Here is a 22200-nt window from a genome sequence, read left to right as displayed (position 1 = left end):
CGCCAGTTTAAGATAAGGCAGCCTGCGGGCTGCTTTTTTTTGCCTTTTTCCCGTTGACTGGAGCCTGGCCAGCGTGCTGAAAGTCGACAAAATGGATCTGCGTGAAACCCTGGTATACCGGAAAAGTGGTTACGAAGGTGCAGCGCTGCGTCAGGGTACTTCCGGTATCAAGCTGCAGACCAGCACCGAAGAAGGTAACCGCGCGAAATACCAGACGCGTGTTGTGTCTAACGCGAACAAAGTGAACCTGAAATTCGAAGAAGCCAAACCGGTTCTCGAAGCGCAGCTGGCGAAATCTGTCGCTAACATTATGTAAGCCGCCTTTGCATTCCACATGATGAATGCATGGGTAGCCTGAAATAGGCGAGTCAGGGAACTGGCTCGCTTTTTTTATTGTGTTTCGTGATGAATTCAGGGTTTTCATCCGCAAAGTATAAAGATTGTGCAAAAACTGCCGATGGTAGATGACTACCACTATCGGTGAGAGAGGGAGTTTCATCGTCATGATCCGCGGACTTAGTTTTGCCTTACAGCTGCCTTCTGTTACGCGCGTGAACGCGACAACACAGGTTGGCGCTGCTGTACGAGCCGCCAGCAGTAATAACGCCGTCGCTAACAATAACACCTCGGCGAAAGTGATGTTCGGTAGCCAGACCTCAGAGATTTCGGCGGTTTATAGCCTGTCACCGAAAAAAATGAGCACCGGTGTTGCACAGCAGTCCAACCCCATTATTGAGGGGCTGATGCAATCGGCACTGGGCAGTGCTTCGGTTTCCTCGATGGCTGGCCTTGGCAGCGCGCTGCTTGGCAATCTGAAGGAGAACCGTGGCGATTTCACCCAGGCACTGACCGGGGTGAGCACAGATATGGGGGCCAGCGCCAGCGCCGGTGCGAACAAATCAGCGGTGACGCTCAGTATCGCCACCAAATCCGGCTCGACTGTTCACCTGACGATGACCCAGCAGGACAACGGCATCGCGGTTGAGGTGAAAACGGAGGGCGAGGCGCTAAATGATGATGATGCGGCGGCAGTGGCGAACCTCGGCAGTGCGTTAAGCAAAGCGCTCAGCGGACTGGGGCAGCAACCGCCGAAACTGGATATCTCCGGTTTAACCAACTTTGATAGCAACCGCTTGAAATCCGTCGATCTGAAAACCGATATACGCAATGGCGATGATTCGCTGCAGTCGCTTAATTTCCATGCCGATGACAAAGCGCGCTCCGTTGCCTACCAGGATGGCGACTATTCGCTGAAGATGAGCAGCGATATGTCCAAACCTGCGCTCGCCGGCAGCTACGGCCAACAGCAGCTGGCGCTGAAGGCGTATGACGATAAATTCGATAAAGCGCGTATTGCCGGAAATGGCGATCGTGGCCAGATGGAAGCGATGAAATCTGTATTCCGCGCGCTGAACACCACTCGCGATGCGGAAAGCGCCAAAGTCACCCCAGGGCAAAATCTCACTCTTGATACGAGTGGCGTTTCGCAATTAAGCGGGCTGAATGATTTTTCGCTGTCGCTCGTGCAAACCGAGAAATCACCTAACCCGTTGCATGACGAAGAGAAAGATCGCTTCGCTTATACCGCCTCGCAATCTTCTGAAGAGCAGACACGTGATGACGGCTCAAAAACCGTGAAGCAGACGGCACGCAGCCATCTGAGCGCCGCCTGGCATGAGGCTATCGACCCGTCGATTCCGCTGGCGCTGAACAAAATGAAGTCGTCGCAAAACTACTTCTACCATCTGGTTGAAAACGATGAAGAGAACACCACCACGCTCAACTATAACGGTCGCGGGCAACTGGCAAGCGTCGGTCATAACGAGCAGGTGAACAACCGCTCAACGGTGCAAAAATACGTACTGGGTAAGCTGGTGGATCAAACCGTCACCCCGGAAAAGTATGCCAACAGTAATGTGCGTTCGTTGTTAGGTTCGGCGTAACAGCTATGTAACCAAACGGCCCTGCGGGGCCGTTTTTCATTCCGGTGGGCGAGGATTCTCTGTCGTTAAAACCTTCTCCCGCCTGCTTTATTCCGTCCTTAACGATTCAGCAAGTATTTAATGTTGCTTTTTTGTAAACAGATTAACACCCCCTGAAAATCCTGCTATGCTGCCCGACGCGGTTCGCGGATTTACCCTACAAACTGCTGTCTCACAGGAGCGTGAAGAGAAACGCCTGCCGCATTATGACAATGAGAGCGAGGAGAACCGTCGTGCTAGAAGAATACCGTAAGCACGTAGCTGAACGTGCCGCTGAGGGGATTGCGCCAAAACCATTAGATGCAACCCAAATGGCAGGGCTTGTCGAGCTGCTGAAGAACCCGCCTGCTGGCGAAGAAGAATTTCTGATTGACCTGCTGGCTAACCGTGTCCCACCAGGCGTTGATGAAGCTGCCTATGTAAAAGCGGGTTTCCTTGCCGCTATCGCCAAAGGCGATGCCACCTCCCCACTGGTTACCCCTGAAAAAGCGATCGAACTGCTGGGCACCATGCAGGGCGGCTATAACATTCACCCGCTGATTGACGCGCTGGACAACGAAAAGCTCGCGCCGATCGCCGCCAAAGCCCTGTCCCACACGCTGCTGATGTTCGATAACTTCTACGATGTGGAAGAGAAAGCGAAAGCGGGCAACGTGTACGCCAAACAGGTGATGCAGTCCTGGGCCGATGCCGAATGGTTCCTGAGCCGCCCGGCGCTGGCCGAGAAAATCACCGTTACCGTGTTCAAAGTCACGGGCGAAACCAACACCGATGATCTCTCCCCGGCACCGGATGCCTGGTCGCGCCCGGATATCCCGCTGCACGCGCTGGCGATGCTGAAAAACGCCCGTGAAGGCATTGAGCCGGATCAGCCGGGTAGCGTTGGCCCGATCAAGCAAATTGAAGCATTGGCGAAAAAGGGCTTCCCACTGGCCTATGTGGGCGACGTTGTGGGCACCGGTTCTTCGCGTAAATCCGCCACCAACTCGGTGCTGTGGTTTATGGGCGACGACATTCCGTTTGTGCCGAACAAACGCGGCGGCGGCCTGGTGCTCGGCGGCAAAATCGCGCCAATTTTCTTTAACACCATGGAAGATGCCGGCGCGCTGCCGATCGAAGTGGATGTTAACAGCCTGAACATGGGCGACGTGATTGACGTTTACCCGTTCAAAGGCGAAGTCCGTAATCACGAAACCGGCGAACTGCTGGCGAGCTTTGAGCTGAAAACCGAGGTGCTGATTGACGAAGTGCGCGCCGGTGGCCGTATTCCGCTGATTATCGGTCGTGGCTTGACCACCAAAGCGCGTGAAGCGCTGGGCCTGCCGCACAGCGACGTTTTCCGTCAGGCGAAAGACGTGGCGGAAAGCAACCGTGGTTATTCGCTGGCGCAAAAAATGGTTGGCCGTGCCTGCGGTGTGGCCGGTGTCCGCCCTGGTGCTTACTGCGAACCGAAAATGACCTCTGTGGGTTCTCAGGACACCACCGGGCCGATGACGCGTGATGAGCTGAAAGACCTGGCGTGCCTGGGCTTCTCGTCCGATTTGGTGATGCAATCCTTCTGTCACACGGCGGCGTATCCGAAGCCGGTTGACGTGACCACGCACCACACGCTGCCGGACTTCATTATGAACCGTGGCGGTGTTTCGCTGCGTCCGGGCGACGGTGTTATCCACTCGTGGCTGAACCGTATGCTGCTGCCGGATACGGTTGGTACCGGTGGCGATTCGCATACCCGTTTCCCGATTGGTATCTCCTTCCCGGCGGGTTCAGGTCTGGTGGCGTTTGCCGCTGCGACCGGCGTGATGCCGCTGGATATGCCGGAATCGGTGCTGGTGCGCTTTAAAGGCAAAATGCAGCCGGGTATTACACTGCGCGATCTGGTGCATGCGATCCCGCTGTACGCGATCAAACAGGGTCTGCTGACCGTTGAGAAGAAAGGTAAGAAAAACATCTTCTCCGGCCGCATTCTGGAGATCGAAGGTCTGCCGGATCTGAAAGTCGAGCAGGCGTTTGAGCTGACCGATGCTTCTGCTGAGCGTTCCGCTGCTGGTTGTACCATTAAGCTGAACAAAGAGCCGATTATTGAGTATCTGAACTCCAACATCGTGCTGCTGAAGTGGATGATTGCCGAAGGCTACGGCGACCGCCGTACGCTGGAGCGCCGCATCCAGGGCATGGAGAAATGGCTGGCCGATCCGCAACTGCTGGAAGCGGATGCCGACGCGGAATACGCGGCGGTGATCGAGATCGATCTGGCGGAAATCAAAGAGCCGATTCTCTGTGCACCGAACGATCCGGACGATGCGCGTCTGCTCTCTGACGTTCAGGGCGCAAGCATCGACGAAGTGTTCATCGGTTCCTGCATGACCAACATCGGTCACTTCCGCGCTGCCGGTAAACTACTGGACAGCCATAAAGGCCAGTTGCCGACCCGCTTGTGGGTAGCGCCGCCGACCCGTATGGACGCCGCGCAGTTAACCGAAGAGGGTTACTACAGCGTGTTTGGTAAGAGCGGAGCGCGTATTGAGATCCCGGGTTGCTCCCTGTGCATGGGTAACCAGGCGCGTGTTGCAGACGGCGCGACGGTGGTGTCCACCTCAACCCGTAACTTCCCGAACCGTTTAGGTACCGGTGCGAACGTCTACCTGGCTTCTGCGGAGCTGGCGGCGGTTTCGGCGCTAATCGGTAAACTGCCAACGCCGGAAGAGTATCTCAACTTTATGGCGCAGGTGGATAAAACCGCTGTCGATACTTACCGTTACCTCAACTTTGACCAGTTGAACCAGTACACCGAAAAAGCGGACGGCGTGATTTTCCAGACTGCCGTCTGATAACGAAGGCCACCCTGCGGGGTGGCTTTTTTTTGCCCGCCTGTTGTTATTCCCGTCGCTAAAACGCCTGCCGCGCTTATTTTCTCCACGCCTGAGCGGTTATTTTTCCTCGCTTCCGGCCGCTGCGCTTTTTTTCTTGTATTGTGCTGCGATAATTACTGCATAGGCGGCTATCTGGCCTGCATGAGGAAGCGATTATGGATTACGAATTTTTGCGTGATATCACCGGAGTGGTAAAGGTGCGCATGTCGATGGGCCACGAAGTGGTGGGGCACTGGTTCAATGAAGAAGTGAAAGAGAACCTGGCGCTGCTCGATGAAGTGGAGCAGGCGGCGAAAACGGTGAAAGGCAGCGAGCGTACCTGGCAACGCGCGGGCCATGAATACACGCTGTGGCTGGATGGCGAAGAGGTGATGATCCGCGCGAACCAGCTGGAATTTTCCGGCGATGAAATGGAAGAGGGAATGAGTTACTACGACGAAGAGAGCCTGTCGCTGTGTGGCGTTGAGGATTTTCTTCAGGTGGTGGCGGCTTACCGGCAGTTCCTCCAGCAGCGTTAATCAGGGCGCGTCCTTGCGCCCCTGGTGCGTTACACGGCCGGAATATTGCGGCCGTAGTAGATCTCGCGCATCTCTTTCCACAGCGCTTCGGTGATCTCTTTACGTTCTAGCGGCGTCAAATCTTCCGGTCTGGTATGAAACATGTAGTGCTTAAGGTCGAACTCTTTAAGCAACATCTTGGTATGGAAGATATTTTCCTGATACACGTTGACGTCCACCATGTCATACAGCGATTTCATATCATCCGACATAAAGTTCTGAATCGAATTAATCTCATGATCGATAAAGTGTTTCATGCCGTTGATATCGCGGGTAAAGCCGCGCACGCGGTAGTCGACGGTGACGATATCGGATTCGAGCTGGTGGATCAGGTAATTCAGCGCTTTCAGCGGTGAAATCACGCCGCAGGTTGAGACTTCAATATCCGCGCGGAAGGTGCACAAACCGCCTTCCGGATGGCTTTCCGGATAGGTGTGTACGCAGATATGGCTTTTATCCAGATGCGCGACGACGGCTTCCGGCAGCGGGCCCGGGTGCTCGGTTTTGTCGATAAGCTGCGGGTCGACAGGCTCTTCACTGACCAGAATGGTGACGCTCGCGCCCTGCGGCTCGTAATCCTGGCGGGCAATGTTCAAAATATTCGCGCCAATGATGTTACAGGTTTCCGTGAGGATCTCCGTCAAACGGTTGGCGTTGTAGAGTTCATCGATATAGGCAATATAGCCATCACGCTCTTCTGCGGTTTTGGCGTAGCAAATGTCGTAGATACAAAAACTCAGGCTTTTGGTCAGGTTGTTAAAGCCATGTAGTTTAAGCTTTTTCAATTTTTATCACCCCCTTAGTGTTACTGTGCAGCCAGTGCATCATGTAAATATTGCGGCAGGGCAAAGGCTGCCGTATGAATCGCCGGGTTGTAGTAGCGGCAGGTGAGATTGGCGTTGCGGAAACGAGCGGCAATAATCTCGGTGGAGAGATGGCGCAGTGCCTCGTTATCCGTGGCCCAGGCGAACGTCATAATGCCGCCGTAATAGGTTGGCACCGCCGCCTGATAGAAGCCGACATCGCTGAAATAGTGGCCGAGCTTGCGGTAGCTGTCGACCGCTTCATCTTGCTGTAAGAAGCTGACGCCGTTCTGCGCGACGAAGATCCCGCCAGGAGTCAGGCAGCGTTTGCAGCCTTCATAAAACGCAGAGGTAAACAAGCTCTCGCCTGGCCCGATAGGATCGGTACAGTCCGAGATAATCACGTCAAACGTCTGGTCAGTGTGAGTAACAAAATTCACGCCGTCGTCGATCACCAGCGTAAAACGCGGATCGTCATAGGCGCCTGCATTGTGCTTTGGCAGATACTGGCGGCAGAAAGAGACGACGCCAGCGTCGATTTCTACCATGGTGATGGTTTCAATATTTTTATGGCGGCTGACTTCGCGCAGCATCGCGCCGTCGCCGCCGCCAATGATCAGCACGTGTTTCGCGTGGCCGTGTGCCAGCAGCGGAACATGGGTCATCATTTCGTGATAGATAAATTCGTCACGTTCGGTGGTTTGCACCACGCCATCCAGCGCCATAACGCGGCCAAAAGCGGCGTTCTCGAAAATAATCAGATCCTGATGATCGGTCTTTTCGTGATACAGCACCTTATCAACGGCAAAGTATTGACCAAAATGGTCGTGCAGCGTCTCTTGCCATACGTTGTTATCGGCCATCGGTAGCTCCTCTGTTAACACCCGCTAAAAACGGGCGCAACATCATAGCTAACTCTGATTAGCGATGCACGGTCAAAAGTTCACCGTTATTTTACGTAGGCAAGCAGGCTCAGGGAGTCGCGGGCGAGGGCTTTACATTTTTTCGCGGTCGGAATGCCAATACCGCTCAGATCGCGGTAACTCTCTTCACCAAGCGATTTCATGTCCCACGTGTCATAGTTGCTGAGATCCCACTGGTTTTGCTGGGCGAAAAAAACCAGGGCGCGGCGGATCTGCCCATTCGGTAAGTTGTTATAACCGCAGTCGTTTTTCAAAAATACAAACACTGCCGTGAGATCGGCCATGTCTTCAGCTTCGGATTCACTCAGTGCATAACTGTTGGCGGAGACAGCCAGCAAGCTGCCCAGGACAATTGTTCTGAAAAACGTCTTCATTATTTCTACCACGGCGTAACGGAATTTAAACGTTAGCACAGTCCGGATATGGCGACGATATTTATTATTGTCTCTTTTCTTGACCTTCCGGCAGGGGGAGGGTTTAAGCTCAAAAGATGACCTGCAATCGATAAGGAAATGCCCATGCAACGCCGAGATTTCTTGAAATATTCCGCTGCGCTGGGGGTGATGAGCGCGCTGCCGTTATGGAGCCGTTCGCTGTTCGCCGCTGAGCGCCCCGCATTGCCTGTACCACCGTTACTCGCCGCCGACGCGCAAAACCGTATCGCGTTAACGGTGCAGGCAGGCGAAACCCTGTTTGGCAATAAACGCGCCGCTACCTGGGGATACAACGGTGCGCTGTTAGGCCCGGCGCTTCAGCTCCGTCAGGGGCGTGAGGTCACCGTTGAGATCCGCAATACGCTGGCCGAAGAGACCACCGTGCACTGGCACGGCGTTGAGGTGCCGGGCGAAGTCGATGGCGGGCCGCAAGGCATTATTAAACCCGGTGGTAGCCGAACCGTGACCTTTACCCCGACACAGCAGGCGGCGACATGTTGGTTCCACCCGCATCAACACGGCAAAACCGGTCGACAAGTGGCGATGGGGTTAGCAGGGCTGGTGCTGATTGAGGATGAAAACAGCCGTAAGTTGCGCCTGCCGCAACAGTGGGGCATTGATGATGTACCGGTCATTGTGCAGGACAAAAAATTCGCCGCCAACGGCCAGATTGATTACCAACTGGATGTGATGAGCGCAGCCGTTGGCTGGTTTGGCGATACGCTGCTCACCAACGGTGCCATTTACCCGCAACATTCCGCCCCGCGCGGCTGGCTGCGCTTGCGATTGTTGAACGGCTGCAATGCGCGTTCACTGAAGTTTGCCACCAGCGATCAACGCCCGTTGTATGTGGTAGCAAGCGACGGTGGTTTGCTTGGGGAGCCGGTGAAAGTGAGCGAGTTACCGGTGCTGATGGGCGAGCGCTTTGAAGTATTGGTCGATACCAGCAATGGTAAGCCATTTGATCTGCTGACCTTACCGGTTCAGCAGATGGGAATGACCGTTGCGCCGTTTGACCAGCCGCAACCGGTGCTGCGCATCCAGCCATTACAGGTGACCGCTTCCGGCACGTTACCGGATACGCTGGCGACGCTGCCGGGTTTACCCGCGCTTGAAGGATTAACGCAGCGCACCTTGCAACTGTCGATGGATCCGATGCTCGACATGATGGGTATGCAGGCGCTACAGCAGAAGTATGGCGATAGCGCGATGGCCGGGATGATGGGCCACGGGCAGATGGGGAATATGCAAATGGGTCATGGCCAGATGAACCATAGCCAGATGGGCAAGATGCAAATGGATAATGGTCAGATGGACCATAGCCAGATGGGCAAGATGCAAATGGATAATGGTCAGATGGACCATAGTCAAATGGGTAACATGCAAATGGGTAGCGGCCAGATGAACCACGGCGGCAACGGTTTTGATTTCCATAATGCCAACCGCATCAACGGCAAAGCCTTTGATATGGCGACACCGCAATTTGCCGCGCAGAAAGGGCAATATGAGCGCTGGGTGATTTCCGGCGAGGGCGACATGATGTTGCACCCGTTCCATATTCACGGTACGCAGTTCCGCATTCTGTCGGAAAATGGCAAACCGCCAGCGGCGCATCGCGCAGGCTGGAAAGATACGGTTGAAGTGTATGGCGCGCGCAGCGAAGTGTTAGTCCGTTTCCAGCATGACGCGCCGAAAGAATTTGCCTATATGGCGCACTGCCATCTGCTGGAGCATGAAGATACCGGGATGATGTTAGGCTTTACGGTTTAGCGCTTCACTTTCCGCTTTACTCCGGCGGCAGGCGGTCGCAGAAAAGAAAATCCCCTCATGCCAGATGGCAGAGGGGATTTTTTATAACGACTTCCGGTCAGGGAGAAGAGAGATTACTTCGCGTCATCCGGCAGCGCATAAGCGACAATGTAATCGCCCATTTTGGTACCGAACGAACCGTGACCGCCTGCGGAAATGACCACGTACTGCTTGCCATTCACTTCATAAGTCATCGGTGTTGCCTGGCCACCAGCCGGCAAACGACCCTGCCACAGTTTCTCACCGTTGCTCATGTTATAAGCGCGCAGGTAGTTATCTGCGGTCGCGGCGATAAACAGCACATTACCGGCGGTGGAAATTGGGCCGCCGAGCATCGGCATCCCCATATTGAACGGCACCGGAACCGGCATCGGGAACGGCATGCTGTCTTGCGGTGTACCAATACGTTTTTTCCATACCACCTGGTTGGTTTTCAGATCCAGTGCGGAAATGTAGCCCCAGGCCGGTTGTTTACAAGGCAGGCCGAACGGCGAGAGGAACGGGTTCAGCGTCACGCCAAACGGCACGCCATACTGCGGCTGAATACCGGATTCCGAACCGGTACCTTTCGCATCTTTCGGCGGCTCCATCGGGTTGCCTGGACCGCGCGGGATCAGTTTTGACACAAACGGCAGCGCCATTGGGTTGGCAATCGCCACCTGACGGTTTGGATCAACGGAGATACCGCCCCATTCGAACATCCCCAGGTTACCCGGGAATACCAGCGTGCCCTGCTCAGATGGCGGCGTGAAGATACCTTCATAGCGCATCTGGTGGAACATCACGCGGCACACCAGTTGGTCGAACATGGTGGCGCCCCACATATCCGCGCCGCTCAGGTTTTTCGTCGGGCGGAAACTCAGCTCGGAGAAGGGCTGGGTTTTGGCTACGTAGTCGCCTTTTGCCGCGCCTTGCGGAACCGGTTTTTCCGGTGCCGGAACCACCAGCTTACCGTTGGTACGATCGAGGACGAAAATGTTACCGGTTTTCGCCGGCGCATAAATAACCGGTACGGTTTTGCCGTTCACGGTAATGTCCGCCAGCGTCGGCTGGGACGGCATATCCATATCCCACAGATCGTGGTGTACGGTCTGATAGCTCCAGGCGAGCTTACCGGTGGTGGCGTTCAGCGCGACGATCGAGCTGGCGTAGCGCTCCTGCTCCGGTGTGCGGTTGCCGCCCCAGATATCCGGGGTGGTGACGCCCATCGGCAGATAAACTAAATCCAGTTTCGCGTCATAAGCCGCAGGCGCCCACGAGTTCGGCGAGTTAAAGGTGAAGGTGTGTTCATCCGACGGGATCGCGTTCGGATCTTTCGCGCCCGGATCGAAGGCCCACAGCAGTTTACCGGTATTCACGTCGAAACCACGGATAACACCGGAGGTTTCACGGGTGGAGAAGTTATCCGTTACCGAACCGGCAATCACGATGGTTTTATCGGTGATGATCGGCGGAGACGTCGGCTCATACAGACCCGGCGTGGTATCCGGCATATTGGTCTGCAGATTCAGGATCCCTTTGTTCGCAAAAGTTTCGCACAGCTTGCCGTTATCCGCATTCAGCGCAAACAGACGACCATCGTTCACCGGCAGAATAATGCGGCGCGGGCAGTCAGCAACGACATCCGGGCTGGCGTTATCGGCGCGCGCTTCATGGTAAGAAACACCGCGGCAGGTCACATGCTGGAACGAAGGATTGGTGTTCAGCTGCGGATCGAAGTGCCACTTCTCTTTGCCGGTGGCGGCATCAATCGCAAACAAACGCTGGTGCGCGGTACACAGAAACAGCGTGTCGCCCACTTTAATTGGCGTCACTTCGTTGGTTATTTCACCGGGATCGTTTGGCATTTTCAGGTCGCCGGTGCGGAACACCCAGGCTTCCTTCAGGTTTTTCACGTTATCGGCATTGATCTGTTTCAGCGGAGAGTAGCGCTGGCCTTCCTGGTTACGCCCATAGGCTGGCCAGTCGCCATCGGCCACCTGTGAAATCGGCGCTGCCGGTGTGGCATCGGCGCTCAGGGTGCCGTGAACTTCTTGCGGATCGTTAAAACCCGCCCAGGTGAGAATGCCACCGCTAATTAACAGTGCCACCACCAGCGCGGCTACCGCACCGCTGGAAGGCACAATCAACCGCCGCCAGACGAACGGCAGAATCAGCCAGATGCCGAAGAAGACGAGGATATCGCTACGCGGCGTCAGCGCCCAGAAGTCGAAACCGACTTCCCACACGCCCCAAATCATGGTTGCCAGCAGCAGGGCGGCATACAGCCACAGCGCGGCGCGCTTCCCTTTCCACAACAGCCATGTCACGCCGAGCATGACCAGACCGGCGATGGGGTAGTACCAGGAACCGCCAATGCTGACGAGCCAGACCCCACCGATTAAAAGATACAGCCCGCAGAAGGCTGCAAAGAGCGTCGTCAGCGTGACAAGCAGCCGCGACCGTTGAGTTTTTGTTTCCGCCATAAAACACATCCGTTGATTTGTTAATATTTTGATAGCAAGTAATTATAGGAGTTAACAAGTGTGACCGTCATCACAAAATGAGCTTTGTAGCGGAATAACCCGCAACAATCTTTTTGCTGGTATACTGCGCACCTTGCGTTTCAATCACTGGTTTAAGCACCGGTATTGAGTGATTTACTCTTTAAATCATATGGTTAGTAAAATGAAACACACTGTTGAAGTGATGATCCCGGAAGCGGAGATCAAAGCGCGTATCGCGGAGCTGGGTCGTCAAATCACTGAGCGTTATAAAGATAGCGGCAGCGAAATGGTGCTGGTTGGGTTGCTGCGCGGCTCGTTTATGTTCATGGCTGATCTGTGCCGTGAAGTGCAGGTGTCGCACGAAGTCGACTTTATGACCGCCTCCAGCTACGGCAGTGGCATGTCCACCACCCGCGATGTGAAAATCCTCAAAGATCTCGACGAAGATATTCGTGGCAAAGATGTGCTGATCGTGGAAGACATTATCGATTCGGGTAACACGCTGTCGAAAGTGCGCGAGATCCTGCGCCTGCGCGAGCCAAAATCGCTGGCGATTTGTACCCTGCTGGATAAACCGTCGCGTCGTGAAGTGGATGTGCCGGTCGAATTCGTCGGTTTTGCTATCCCGGACGAGTTTGTGGTGGGTTACGGTATTGATTACGCGCAGCGTTATCGCCATTTGCCGTATGTCGGCAAAGTGGTGATGCTGGACGAGTAAAAAAAACGGGGCCAATAACGGCCCCGATTGTTATTTGTGGTTGCTGTGCTTCTGACTCAGGTTTGACACGCCCTGGCGATAGCGCTGTTCCAGCGACTCGCGGTTAGTGGCGGTGACGTCCAGATCGCGCAGCAGACCATCGTGAATGCCGTAGGCCCAGCCGTGAATGGTCACTTTCTGGCCACGTTTCCATGCGGATTGCATGATGGTTGAATGGCCCAGGTTGTAGACCTGTTCCATCACGTTCAGCTCGCACAGCGTGTCGAGACGACGCTCCGGCGGCATTTCGCCCAGCAGCGAGCTATGTTTAAACCAGATATCGCGAATGTGCAGCAGCCAGTTGTTGATTAGGCCCAGTTCCGGGTTCTCAACCGCCGCTTGCACGCCGCCGCAACCGTAGTGACCGCAGATGATAATGTGCTCAACTTCCAGCACATCCACCGCGTACTGCACCACGGAGAGGCAGTTCAGATCGGTATGGATAACCAGGTTTGCAACATTACGGTGTACAAACAGTTCACCCGGTTCGAGCCCGGTAAGACGTTCTGCGGGTACGCGTGAGTCGGAGCATCCAATCCAGAGAAAGCGCGGCTTCTGTGCTTGCGCCAGTGTTTCGAAAAATCCAGGATCTTCTTCCACCAGCATTTTTGACCATAGTGCATTGTTGCTGATGAGTGTATCTATGTCTTTCATGGAGGTTAACGACCTGTAACCAGATAAGTGCGTTGCGCTAATATAGGTGAACTCTCCGTCTTTTTAAACCACACATCGAGTGTGAGAAAACAGGTAAGTGATAATTCATGACCATTGCACTGGAGCTTGAGCAGCTTAAAAAAACCTATCCGGGCGGCGTTCAGGCGCTGCGCGGCATTGATTTACAAGTAGAAGCGGGCGATTTCTATGCGCTTCTCGGACCAAATGGTGCCGGCAAATCCACCACCATTGGCATTATCAGTTCGCTGGTAAATAAATCTTCCGGGCGCGTTAGCGTCTTTGGTTACGACCTCGAAAAAGACGTGGTGAACGCGAAGCGCCAACTGGGGCTGGTGCCGCAGGAGTTCAACTTTAACCCGTTTGAAACCGTGCAACAGATAGTGGTTAACCAGGCGGGTTACTACGGCGTTGATCGTAAAGAAGCCCTCGTACGTAGCGAAAAGTACCTGACTCAGCTTGATCTGTGGGAAAAACGCAACGAACGTGCGCGGATGCTTTCCGGCGGTATGAAGCGCCGTCTGATGATTGCCCGCGCGCTGATGCACGAGCCAAAACTGCTGATCCTCGACGAGCCAACCGCGGGTGTCGATATCGAACTGCGCCGCTCAATGTGGGGCTTTTTGAAAGATCTCAATGACAAAGGCACCACCATCATTCTGACGACGCACTACCTGGAAGAAGCCGAGATGCTGTGTCGCAACATCGGCATCATTCAGCGTGGCGATCTGATTGAAAACACCTCGATGAAAGCGCTGCTGTCGAAGCTGAAATCGGAAACTTTTATTCTCGATTTAGCGCCGAAAAGCCCGCTGCCAAAGCTGGAAGGGTATCAATACCGGCTGGTGGATACGTCCACGCTTGAGGTGGAAGTGCTGCGTGAGCAGGGGGTGAACAGCGTGTTCAGCCAGCTTAGCGCGCAGGGTGTACAGGTATTGAGTATGCGTAACAAAGCCAACCGTCTCGAAGAGCTGTTTGTCACGCTGGTTCATGACAGAAAAGGAGAAAGCGCATGATGCAGCTGTTCTGGGTGGCGCTGAAGAGTATCTGGTACAAAGAGATCCAGCGTTTTATGCGCATTTGGGTGCAAACACTGGTGCCGCCGGTGATCACCATGACGCTCTACTTTATTATTTTCGGCAACCTGATCGGTTCGCGTATCGGTGAAATGCACGGCTTTACCTACATGCAGTTTATCGTTCCGGGCTTAATCATGATGGCGGTGATCACCAACGCGTATGCCAACGTGGCGTCGTCATTCTTTAGCGCCAAGTTCCAGCGCAATATCGAGGAGCTGCTGGTGGCACCGGTGCCGACGCATGTCATTATCGCCGGGTATGTTGGCGGCGGCGTGGCGCGCGGGCTGTGTGTGGGCATCCTGGTCACGGCGGTTTCGCTATTTTTCGTGCCGTTTCAGGTACATTCATGGCTGTTTGTTGGCCTGACGCTGCTGCTGACGGCGGTGCTGTTTTCACTGGCCGGGCTGTTGAATGCGGTATTTGCCAAAACCTTTGATGACATCAGCCTGATCCCGACCTTTGTGTTGACGCCGCTGACTTATCTGGGCGGGGTGTTTTACTCCCTGACGCTGCTACCGCCATTCTGGCAGGCGCTGTCGCACCTCAACCCGATCGTGTACATGATTAGCGGCTTCCGCTTTGGTTTCCTCGGCATTTCCGATGTGCCGCTGTTTACCACCGTGGGGGTTTTAGTGGTGTTTATCATCGTCTTTTACCTGCTGTGCTGGTATCTGATTAACCGCGGACGCGGGCTGCGTAGCTGATCCCGTTCGCAACGGCTCTCTTCTCTGGAAGAGAGCCAATCCTCAGGATTAGGCTGTTTTTTAGCCTGCTCATTGCCGTTGGTTTCTCCCGTTCTGTTGCTACAATAGGTGCAGTTTTTCTATTCGGTCCGTCTCATGTCTCGTTTGATTACCCTTTTACTGTTGCTGGTTGCCTTGAACGCATCTGCCAGTATTGTCAGTGAACAACGCATTCCCGCGCGCTATATGCAAACCACCGAAGATGCCAATATCTGGGCGCAGGTGGGGGACAGAGTCGTTACCGTCGGCAATATTCGCGCCGGTCAGATCCTGGCGGTGGTGCCGGGGGCGGAAGATTATTACGCGTTTCGCTTTGGTTTCGGCAGCGGGTTTATCGACAGAGGCCATCTTGGCACGGTGTCAGGTAATGAGCGGGTAGAAGATACGCTGGGCGATCTGAATAAGCCGCTCAGTAATCAAAATCTGATCACCTGGCAGGATACGCCGCTCTACACGTCGCCGGATATCACCAGTAAACAGGTTGGCACGCTGGCGGAAAACCTGCGTTACCCGATAATCGATAAGCTAAAAGACCGCCTGAACCAGACCTGGTTTCAGATCCGCATCGGCAACCGGCTGGCGTGGATCAGCAGCCTGGATGCGCAAGAAGATAGCGGCATTCCGGTGCTGACTTATCATCACATCTTGCGCGATGAAGAAAATACCCGCTTTCGCCACACCTCGACCACCACCTCGGTGCGTGCTTTTACCAACCAGATGACCTGGCTGCGCGATCAGGGTTACACCACGTTGTCGATGTACCAGTTGGAAGGTTATGTGCGTAACCGTATGAATTTGCCCGCGCGTTCGGTGGTGATCACCTTTGATGATGGGCTGAAGTCGGTCAGCCGTTACGCCTGGCCAATCCTGCGCGAGTACGGTTTTAAAGCGACAGCGTTTATCATTTCGTCACGCATTAAGCTCAAGCCGCAGCCGTGGGATCCGAAATTCCTGCAGTTTATGAGCGTGTCGGAGCTTAATCAGATTCAGGATGTGTTCGATGTGCAGTCACATACCCATTTCCTGCACCGGGTTGATGATGCCATGCACCCGATTTTGCTCAGCCGCAACTATCACAATATTCTGTTCGATTTTAAACGCTCGCGCCGCGCACTGGCGCAGTTCAACCCGCATGTGCTTTACCTTGCCTATCCCTTTGGCGCGTATGACGACAAAGCGGTGAAAGCGGCGAATGACGCCGGTTTTCATCTGGCGGTGACCACGGTGCGTGGCAAGGTGAAACCGGGAGATAACCCGTTTTTACTGAAAAGGCTGTACGTGCTGAGAACGGATTCGCTGGAGACAATGTCGCGGCTGATCAGTAATCAGCCGCAGGGGTAGGGCATCAGGCAACCTGAACCGGCACGGCTTTCGCGGTGCGTTTCATCTCATTGTCGCCATCAAAATAGGCCACTTTCGGCTGCCAGCTACGGGCAACTTCATCCGGCACGGTGACGTAGCTGGCGATAATCAGGATATCGCCGACGTCCGCACAGTGCGCTGCCGCGCCGTTAACCGAGATAATGCGTGAGCCGCGCTCGCCGGCAATCGCGTAGGTAGAAAAGCGTTTGCCGTTGGTCACGTTATAAATATCGATGGCTTCGTATTCCAGAATACCGGCCGCCTCAAGGAAATCCTGGTCAATCGCGCAGGAACCTTCGTAGTGCAGGTCGGCCTGCGTCACTTTGACGCGGTGGAGCTTGCCTTGCAGCATCGTGCGAATCATAAGTTAAACCTTCATTACTGATAATTAACCTGAAAATGGAGGGCGGCTCCCTGCGAATCCCTCGTGTGCTCGCGCCACGTCCTGGCGGGCGTAAGGGCAAGCCAGGAGTGGAGTATTGCCCGATTTTTTCGCCCTGTCTAGCGGGCTAACTCAACGACTTTGTTGTCGATAAGCCGCGCCTGACCAAGCCATGCCGCCATCAAAATCACCGCGCGTTTACTGTCCTCAGACAGCGCCAGCAGCGTATCTGCATCGCGGATCTGAATATCATCGGCGCGCAGACCCGCGTCGTTGATCTCCTGCCCGGCAATGGCAATCAGTTCTTCTTCATTGCGCTCGCCCGCCAGCAGTTTATCGGCAATCGAATTCATCACTTTGCTGAGCGCCGGGGCAATTTTGCGCTGTTCGGCAGTGAGATAGCCATTACGCGAACTCAGCGCGAGGCCATCTTTTGCGCGCACGGTCGGCACGCCGACAATCTCAATGTCGTAGCCCATGTCGTCCACCATTTTGCGGATCAACTGCAACTGTTGGTAATCCTTCTCGCCAAAACAGGCGATATCCGGTTGTACCAGGTTGAACAGCTTACTGACGATAGTCGACACGCCACGGAAATGGCCAGGACGGCTTGCGCCTTCCAGCATGGTGGAGATACCCGGCACATCAACATACGTTTGGGTGTCGGTGCCCTGCGGGTAGATATCTGCTGGTGCGGGGGCGAAAACAAGATCGACTTTGCGCTTGTTCAGCTTCTCGCAATCTTCCTGCAGGGTGCGTGGGTAGCGCACTAAATCATCCGGGCGGTCGAACTGCATTGGGTTAACGAAAATACTCACAACCACCACATCGGCGCGGGCTTTCGCTTCGTCGACCAGCTTCATATGGCCATCGTGCAGGTTGCCCATCGTTGGCACCAGCGCAATACGCTTACCTTCCTGACGCAGTCTGCGGATGTGCTGGCGCAGCAGCGGGAGGGTTTCAATAATCAACACAGTAAGGCTCCTTAATGGAAACTATGTTCTTCACCCGGATAGGCTCCGGATTCGACGTCGGCAACATACTGCCTGACCGCTGCGCGCATGTCGCCTGCTTCATTGAGGAAATTTTTCGCGAATTTCGGGATATGCCCGCCGGTAATGCCGAACGCGTCATGCATCACCAGAATCTGGCCGTCGGTGACATTGCCTGCGCCAATACCAATTACCGGAATGGTTAACGCCGACGTGATGCGCTGCGCCAGCTCGACCGGAATACACTCCAGCACCAGCAGTTGCGCGCCAGCGGCTTCCAGCGCCAGCGCATCGTCAAGCAGCCCTTGTGCCGCGTCGCCGCGCCCCTGAACTTTATAACCGCCGAAAATATTAACAGACTGCGGCGTCAAACCCAGGTGGCCGCACACCGGCACGGCGCGCTCGGTCAGCATTTTCACCGTCGGCGCCAGCCAGCGGCCACCTTCGATTTTCACCATATTGGCACCTGCACGCATGACCACTGCGGAGTTTTCAAACGCCTGCTCCGGCGTGGCGTAGGCCATAAACGGCAGATCGGCGAGCAGCAGGCAGGTCGGTGCGCCACGGCGAACAGCCTGGGTGTGATAAGCGATATCGGCAACCGTTACCGGCAGAGTGGAGTCGTGACCTTGTACCGTCATCCCTAACGAATCACCAACCAGCATCACGTTAATCCCTTCTTCGGCAAACAGTTTCGCGAAGCTGTAGTCGTATGCGGTGATAGTGGCGAAGCGTCTCTTTTCCTGCTTGCACTTGTGCAGCCAGGAGATGGTGGTGGGTTTCATAGCGTTTCCTGATAGTCGAAAGCGATTCTGGCGCATTCTAGCAGCAACCATCAGGTGGGCAATGATTTTAGGCAAGCGGTGAGCGCGGGGCGTGACGAAAGCGGGAAATTACCAGGCGTCGGGTTTCGGCGCGTTCAGGTTCGCAAGAATTTCCTGCAACGATGTGCCGTCCGGGAAGTGCAGATCGGGCGCAATTTCAAACAGTGGCCACAACATAAAGCCACGGTTTTTCATGTCGTAGTGCGGCACCGTCAGGCGTTCGGTATTCAGGGTAAGATTGCCGAACAGCATGATATCGAGATCGAGCGTGCGCGGTCCCCAGCGTTCTGCTTTACGTACGCGGCCTTGCTGGAGTTCAATGCGTTGCGTGTGATCGAGCAGCGTTTCTGGCGTAAGGTCGGTTTCCAGTGCCACGGCGGCGTTGAGATAGTCCGGTTGATCCGGCGGGCCAAGCGGGGGAGTGCGATATAACGAAGAGACCGCCACGATGCGGCTTTGTGGGATCTCTCCGAGGGCGGTCATCGCGGCGTTAACCTGGTCGAGCGGTGACGCCAGGTTGCTACCGAGCGCGATATACGCGAGGGTCATGCGCTACCTTCGCGGCGCGGCGCGCGTTTGCGCGGGCGGCGGTGGCGACGGCGTTCTGCCGGTTCATCACCTAAATCATTGAGCATATCTTTCTGGGCTGGCGGTGCGGAAACCTGGAATTCACCCCACCATTTCGCCAGACGTTGCAGCTCGCCGTTATTTTCGGCTTCGGCGCGCAGCGCCAGTAAATCATAGGCCGCGCGGAATTTCGGGTGTTCCATCAGTTTCCACGAGCGCTTGCCCTGGCGACGGGACATCCGCAATTGCAACTGCCAGATATCACGGATCAGCGTGGTGATGCGTTTTGGGATCGCCAGTGAACGGCACGCTTCATCCAGCACATCGTTCATCGCCAGCGCGAAAGCGTCGTAATAGGCCAGACCGCCTTCCTGGGTAATGCGCTGGGCGTTTTCCAGCAGCGGATACCAGAACATCGCAGCAAACAAAAACGCCGGATTGACGCGCATGTCGTTGCGAATGCGGTTGTCGGTATTCTTCAGCACCTGGTCAATAATCCGCTCCATCGGGCTGTCGCCTTTTTCGGTGAAGTAGCGGGTGATGCTGGGGAACAGCGGCTGGAACAGACCATATTCACGCAGTAAACGGTAGGTTTCGTAACCGTAACCGGCCTGCAGCAGTTTCAGCGATTCCTCAAACAGGCGCGCCGGAGGAACATCGTTAATCAGCGTTGCCAGGCGCGGGATTGGCTCGGCGGTCTCTTCGCTGATACGCATATTGAGCTTGGCGGCAAAGCGCACCGCGCGCAGCATGCGCACCGGATCTTCGCGATAGCGGGTTTCCGGGTTACCAATCAGGCGAATCACACCCTCTTCCAGGTCACGCATACCGCCGACGTAATCACGCACGGTGAAATCAGCAACGCTGTAATAAAGGCTGTTGATGGTGAAGTCGCGGCGCTGGGCATCTTCTTCGATGGAACCGAAAATGTTGTCACGCAGCAGCATGCCATTCTGCCCGCGCTGGGAGATGGTGCGATCGGTTTGTTGTTCGTCGTGATGACCACGGAAGGTGGCGACTTCGATAATTTCCGGCCCGAACATCACATGTGCAAGGCGGAAACGGCGGCCGACCAGGCGGCAGTTGCGGAACAGTTTACGCACCTGATCCGGCGTTGCGCTGGTGGTCACGTCAAAATCTTTTGGTTTTTTGCCCAGCAATAAATCGCGCACGCCGCCGCCTACCAGGTAAGCGTCGTAGCCCGCTTTATTCAGACGATAGAGCACCTTGAGCGCATTTTCACTGATATCTTTGCGGGAAATAGCGTGCTGCTCACGCGGAATAACCGTCATCTGCGGTTGGGCCATAGCCTCAACGACCATGCTCTCTTCGCGGCTTAGCACCTTGCGGCAAAAATTAGCGACTCGGGTAAAAATAGTACACCTCGGTAGTGTCAAACGTCAGGACAAAAAAATAGCGGCTAATCATAGCTCAGCGCGAGCCGTTTGAGAATGCTGTATTCGCATCCGCGGCATCTGGCACACGGCAAAGCGTCCAGTTTTCCACCGCTTTTTGCAGCAGCGCGTCGATGCGCAGATCCTGCCACTCATTTGTTACATCCTGGTTCAAAAATTGTAAAGCCCTGATTATTACCGGGCGCGGATCGCCTTCAGGCAACGCGGGGGCGTGGTTTTGCTTGGAAAGCTTATTTCCCTGCTCGTTGAGCGCCAGCGGCAAATGAACGTATGTCGGCACTGGCCAGCCAAACTGGTTATAAAGGGAGATTTGCCGCACCGTGGGTTCTATCAGATCCGCGCCGCGCACAATTTCTGTGACGCCCTGAAAATGGTCATCGACCACCACCGCGAGATTGTAGGCAAACAGCCCGTCGCGGCGGTGAATAATAAAATCTTCCCGCGCCAGTTTTTCGTCGGCGGTGATGCGCCCGCGTAATTTATCGTCGAAGTGCAGCACCGGATGCTGCTGTACCAGCCGTACGGCGGCGTTTTGCGGGCCATTTTGTAATGTCCGGCAATGCCCGTCGTAGGTGCCACCGAGGCTTTGGATACGGGCGCGCGTGCAGGTACAAAAATAGCTCAGGCCTTTGCGTTGTAAGGTGGCGAGCGCCTCGCGGTAGGCGTCATGGCGACGGGATTGCCATAGCACATCGCCGTCCCAGTGCAGACCATAATGCTCAAGCTGGCGAAGAATGGTGTTTGCCGCGCCGGGAACTTCTCTGGGGGGATCGATATCTTCGATGCGAACAAGCCAGGTGCCTTGGCTGGCGCGGGCTTGCAGATAGCTGCCGAGAGCAGCAATTAACGAACCAAAATGCAGTTCACCGGATGGGGATGGCGCAAAGCGCCCAATATAGTGTGATTCAGGCATGTCGCTGGCAAAAATATAGGCGGGAATCGATCCCGCCGTATAGGGCGCACCACGCCTTAGCGGTGCGCCGTTGAAGACGTCAGGGGATTAACCCGCCATCTGTTTTTCGCGGATTTCCGCCAGGGTTTTGCAGTCGATGCACAGGTCGGCAGTCGGACGTGCTTCCAGACGACGGATACCAATTTCAACGCCACAGGATTCGCAGAAGCCGAAATCTTCGTCTTCCACTTTTTTCAGCGTCTTCTCGATCTTTTTAATCAACTTGCGCTCGCGATCACGGTTACGCAGTTCGAGGCTGAACTCTTCTTCCTGCGCGGCACGGTCGACCGGATCGGGGAAGTTAGCTGCTTCGTCCTGCATGTGCGTGACGGTGCGATCGACTTCATCCCTAAGTTGATTACGCCATGCTTCAAGAATACGCTTGAAGTGCGCCAGCTGGGCTTCGTTCATATACTCTTCGCCCGGTTTCTCTTGATACGGCTCCACCCCAGCGATGGCGAGAATACTCAGGGACGATGTTTTACGGTTTTGCCCTTCTTGCATGTTGCTTCTCCTTAACACGCACTATCGATCCCCGTGTGGGGGAAAAATCAGGCCGCTATAAATAGCAGATGCTTTTACGGATGG

Annotated in this window: 20 protein-coding genes and 1 pseudogene; 9 read left to right on the top strand and 12 right to left on the bottom strand. The window is 55.1% G+C overall.

Annotated features, from left to right (window positions below; translation table 11 throughout):
- Positions 1-58: 58 nt before the first annotated feature.
- The 4 genes and pseudogenes from traT to yacL all read left to right on the top strand — a co-directional run.
- A pseudogene (gene traT / locus O3S68_RS19095) lies at positions 59-316 on the top strand (complement resistance protein TraT); the annotation flags it as partial.
- 187 nt (positions 317-503) lie between these two features.
- On the top strand, positions 504-1943 hold the full coding sequence (locus O3S68_RS19090) for a hypothetical protein (protein ID WP_269232225.1): 1440 nt from the start codon (positions 504-506) through the stop codon (positions 1941-1943).
- 272 nt (positions 1944-2215) lie between these two features.
- Positions 2216-4813, top strand: a complete 2598-nt coding sequence (gene acnB, locus O3S68_RS19085) for a bifunctional aconitate hydratase 2/2-methylisocitrate dehydratase (RefSeq protein WP_020456573.1) — start codon at positions 2216-2218, stop codon at positions 4811-4813.
- Between the two features lie 197 nt (positions 4814-5010).
- Positions 5011-5373 carry a protein YacL gene (yacL, locus tag O3S68_RS19080; protein ID WP_020456574.1) on the top strand — a complete coding sequence of 121 codons (363 nt, stop codon included), beginning with the start codon at positions 5011-5013 and terminating at the stop codon, positions 5371-5373.
- 29 nt (positions 5374-5402) lie between these two features.
- Here the strand turns inward: yacL and speD are convergent, their stop codons facing one another.
- The 3 genes from speD to O3S68_RS19065 form a co-directional block, all read right to left on the bottom strand.
- Entirely contained in the window at positions 5403-6197 is a 795-nt protein-coding gene (gene speD / locus O3S68_RS19075) for an adenosylmethionine decarboxylase (protein WP_045511959.1), read from the bottom strand.
- A gap of 20 nt (positions 6198-6217) precedes the next feature.
- Complete coding sequence (gene speE, locus O3S68_RS19070; protein WP_020456576.1) at positions 6218-7078, bottom strand: polyamine aminopropyltransferase; 861 nt, start codon at positions 7076-7078, stop codon at positions 6218-6220.
- An 86-nt stretch (positions 7079-7164) separates the two neighbouring features.
- The gene (locus tag O3S68_RS19065; protein WP_020456577.1) at positions 7165-7512 is read right to left on the bottom strand and encodes a YacC family pilotin-like protein; all 348 of its coding nucleotides are present in this window, start codon (positions 7510-7512) and stop codon (positions 7165-7167) included.
- A gap of 144 nt (positions 7513-7656) precedes the next feature.
- Here O3S68_RS19065 and cueO point away from each other — a divergent pair, with 144 nt between their 5' ends.
- A complete protein-coding gene (gene cueO / locus O3S68_RS19060; protein WP_269232224.1) occupies positions 7657-9342 on the top strand; it encodes a multicopper oxidase CueO in 1686 nt (561 codons plus the stop codon).
- Positions 9343-9455: 113 nt separating this feature from the next.
- On the opposite strand, the gene O3S68_RS19055 is transcribed toward cueO, so the two are convergent.
- Positions 9456-11846 carry a glucose/quinate/shikimate family membrane-bound PQQ-dependent dehydrogenase gene (locus O3S68_RS19055; RefSeq protein WP_269232223.1) on the bottom strand — a complete coding sequence of 797 codons (2391 nt, stop codon included), beginning with the start codon at positions 11844-11846 and terminating at the stop codon, positions 9456-9458.
- A 202-nt stretch (positions 11847-12048) separates the two neighbouring features.
- Here O3S68_RS19055 and hpt point away from each other — a divergent pair, with 202 nt between their 5' ends.
- Positions 12049-12585, top strand: coding sequence for a hypoxanthine phosphoribosyltransferase (hpt, locus tag O3S68_RS19050; protein WP_017457963.1), 537 nt, complete (start codon positions 12049-12051; stop codon positions 12583-12585).
- A 30-nt stretch (positions 12586-12615) separates the two neighbouring features.
- Here hpt and can read toward each other — a convergent pair whose 3' ends face one another.
- A complete protein-coding gene (gene can / locus O3S68_RS19045) occupies positions 12616-13278 on the bottom strand; it encodes a carbonate dehydratase (protein WP_044489565.1) in 663 nt (220 codons plus the stop codon).
- A gap of 107 nt (positions 13279-13385) precedes the next feature.
- On the opposite strand from can, the gene O3S68_RS19040 reads away from it, so the two are divergent.
- From O3S68_RS19040 to O3S68_RS19030, 3 genes are all read left to right on the top strand, one after another.
- On the top strand, positions 13386-14312 hold the full coding sequence (locus O3S68_RS19040) for an ABC transporter ATP-binding protein (RefSeq protein ID WP_020456581.1): 927 nt from the start codon (positions 13386-13388) through the stop codon (positions 14310-14312).
- Positions 14309-15079, top strand: a complete 771-nt coding sequence (locus O3S68_RS19035; RefSeq protein WP_017457966.1) for an ABC transporter permease — start codon at positions 14309-14311, stop codon at positions 15077-15079. Before O3S68_RS19040 ends, O3S68_RS19035 begins: the two co-directional genes overlap by 4 nt.
- A 135-nt stretch (positions 15080-15214) precedes the next feature.
- Complete coding sequence (locus O3S68_RS19030) at positions 15215-16459, top strand: polysaccharide deacetylase family protein (RefSeq protein ID WP_045511965.1); 1245 nt, start codon at positions 15215-15217, stop codon at positions 16457-16459.
- A 4-nt stretch (positions 16460-16463) separates the two neighbouring features.
- On the opposite strand, the gene panD is transcribed toward O3S68_RS19030, so the two are convergent.
- From panD to dksA, 7 genes are all read right to left on the bottom strand, one after another.
- Entirely contained in the window at positions 16464-16844 is a 381-nt protein-coding gene (panD, locus tag O3S68_RS19025) for an aspartate 1-decarboxylase (protein ID WP_020456583.1), read from the bottom strand.
- A 137-nt stretch (positions 16845-16981) separates the two neighbouring features.
- A complete protein-coding gene (gene panC / locus O3S68_RS19020) occupies positions 16982-17836 on the bottom strand; it encodes a pantoate--beta-alanine ligase (protein WP_269232222.1) in 855 nt (284 codons plus the stop codon).
- A gap of 11 nt (positions 17837-17847) precedes the next feature.
- A complete protein-coding gene (panB, locus tag O3S68_RS19015; RefSeq protein WP_269232221.1) occupies positions 17848-18639 on the bottom strand; it encodes a 3-methyl-2-oxobutanoate hydroxymethyltransferase in 792 nt (263 codons plus the stop codon).
- A 108-nt stretch (positions 18640-18747) separates the two neighbouring features.
- Positions 18748-19227: a 2-amino-4-hydroxy-6-hydroxymethyldihydropteridine diphosphokinase gene (gene folK / locus O3S68_RS19010; protein WP_097406992.1), complete on the bottom strand. Its 480-nt coding sequence runs from the start codon at positions 19225-19227 to the stop codon at positions 18748-18750.
- Entirely contained in the window at positions 19224-20621 is a 1398-nt protein-coding gene (pcnB, locus tag O3S68_RS19005; protein ID WP_206052453.1) for a polynucleotide adenylyltransferase PcnB, read from the bottom strand. Before pcnB ends, folK begins: the two co-directional genes overlap by 4 nt.
- 55 nt (positions 20622-20676) lie before the next feature.
- Positions 20677-21573, bottom strand: coding sequence for a tRNA glutamyl-Q(34) synthetase GluQRS (gluQRS, locus tag O3S68_RS19000; protein ID WP_269232220.1), 897 nt, complete (start codon positions 21571-21573; stop codon positions 20677-20679).
- Between the two features lie 87 nt (positions 21574-21660).
- Complete coding sequence (dksA, locus tag O3S68_RS18995; protein ID WP_007373199.1) at positions 21661-22116, bottom strand: RNA polymerase-binding protein DksA; 456 nt, start codon at positions 22114-22116, stop codon at positions 21661-21663.
- Positions 22117-22200: the final 84 nt, after the last annotated feature.

The sequence above is a fragment of the Kosakonia sp. SOY2 genome (genome assembly GCF_027109175.1).
Taxonomy (GTDB): Bacteria; Pseudomonadota; Gammaproteobacteria; order Enterobacterales; family Enterobacteriaceae; genus Kosakonia.
The sequence above is the reverse complement of the archived record's forward strand: the minus strand, read 5'-3'. Positions and strand labels throughout refer to the sequence as shown.

What these genes read in the sequence shown, in the direction of transcription:
- O3S68_RS19055 (WP_269232223.1), bottom strand. Translation starts at nt 11,846, where the DNA reads ATGGCGGAAACAAAAACTCAACGGTCGCGGCTGCTTGTCACGCTGACG.
- speE (WP_020456576.1), bottom strand. Translation starts at nt 7,078, where the DNA reads ATGGCCGATAACAACGTATGGCAAGAGACGCTGCACGACCATTTTGGT.
- cueO (WP_269232224.1), top strand. Translation starts at nt 7,657, where the DNA reads ATGCAACGCCGAGATTTCTTGAAATATTCCGCTGCGCTGGGGGTGATG.
- dksA (WP_007373199.1), bottom strand. Translation starts at nt 22,116, where the DNA reads ATGCAAGAAGGGCAAAACCGTAAAACATCGTCCCTGAGTATTCTCGCC.
- yacL (WP_020456574.1), top strand. Translation starts at nt 5,011, where the DNA reads ATGGATTACGAATTTTTGCGTGATATCACCGGAGTGGTAAAGGTGCGC.
- panD (WP_020456583.1), bottom strand. Translation starts at nt 16,844, where the DNA reads ATGATTCGCACGATGCTGCAAGGCAAGCTCCACCGCGTCAAAGTGACG.
- folK (WP_097406992.1), bottom strand. Translation starts at nt 19,227, where the DNA reads ATGACCCTCGCGTATATCGCGCTCGGTAGCAACCTGGCGTCACCGCTC.
- O3S68_RS19065 (WP_020456577.1), bottom strand. Translation starts at nt 7,512, where the DNA reads ATGAAGACGTTTTTCAGAACAATTGTCCTGGGCAGCTTGCTGGCTGTC.
- can (WP_044489565.1), bottom strand. Translation starts at nt 13,278, where the DNA reads ATGAAAGACATAGATACACTCATCAGCAACAATGCACTATGGTCAAAA.
- hpt (WP_017457963.1), top strand. Translation starts at nt 12,049, where the DNA reads ATGAAACACACTGTTGAAGTGATGATCCCGGAAGCGGAGATCAAAGCG.
- O3S68_RS19090 (WP_269232225.1), top strand. Translation starts at nt 504, where the DNA reads ATGATCCGCGGACTTAGTTTTGCCTTACAGCTGCCTTCTGTTACGCGC.
- panB (WP_269232221.1), bottom strand. Translation starts at nt 18,639, where the DNA reads ATGAAACCCACCACCATCTCCTGGCTGCACAAGTGCAAGCAGGAAAAG.
- O3S68_RS19030 (WP_045511965.1), top strand. Translation starts at nt 15,215, where the DNA reads ATGTCTCGTTTGATTACCCTTTTACTGTTGCTGGTTGCCTTGAACGCA.
- O3S68_RS19035 (WP_017457966.1), top strand. Translation starts at nt 14,309, where the DNA reads ATGATGCAGCTGTTCTGGGTGGCGCTGAAGAGTATCTGGTACAAAGAG.
- O3S68_RS19040 (WP_020456581.1), top strand. Translation starts at nt 13,386, where the DNA reads ATGACCATTGCACTGGAGCTTGAGCAGCTTAAAAAAACCTATCCGGGC.
- gluQRS (WP_269232220.1), bottom strand. Translation starts at nt 21,573, where the DNA reads ATGCCTGAATCACACTATATTGGGCGCTTTGCGCCATCCCCATCCGGT.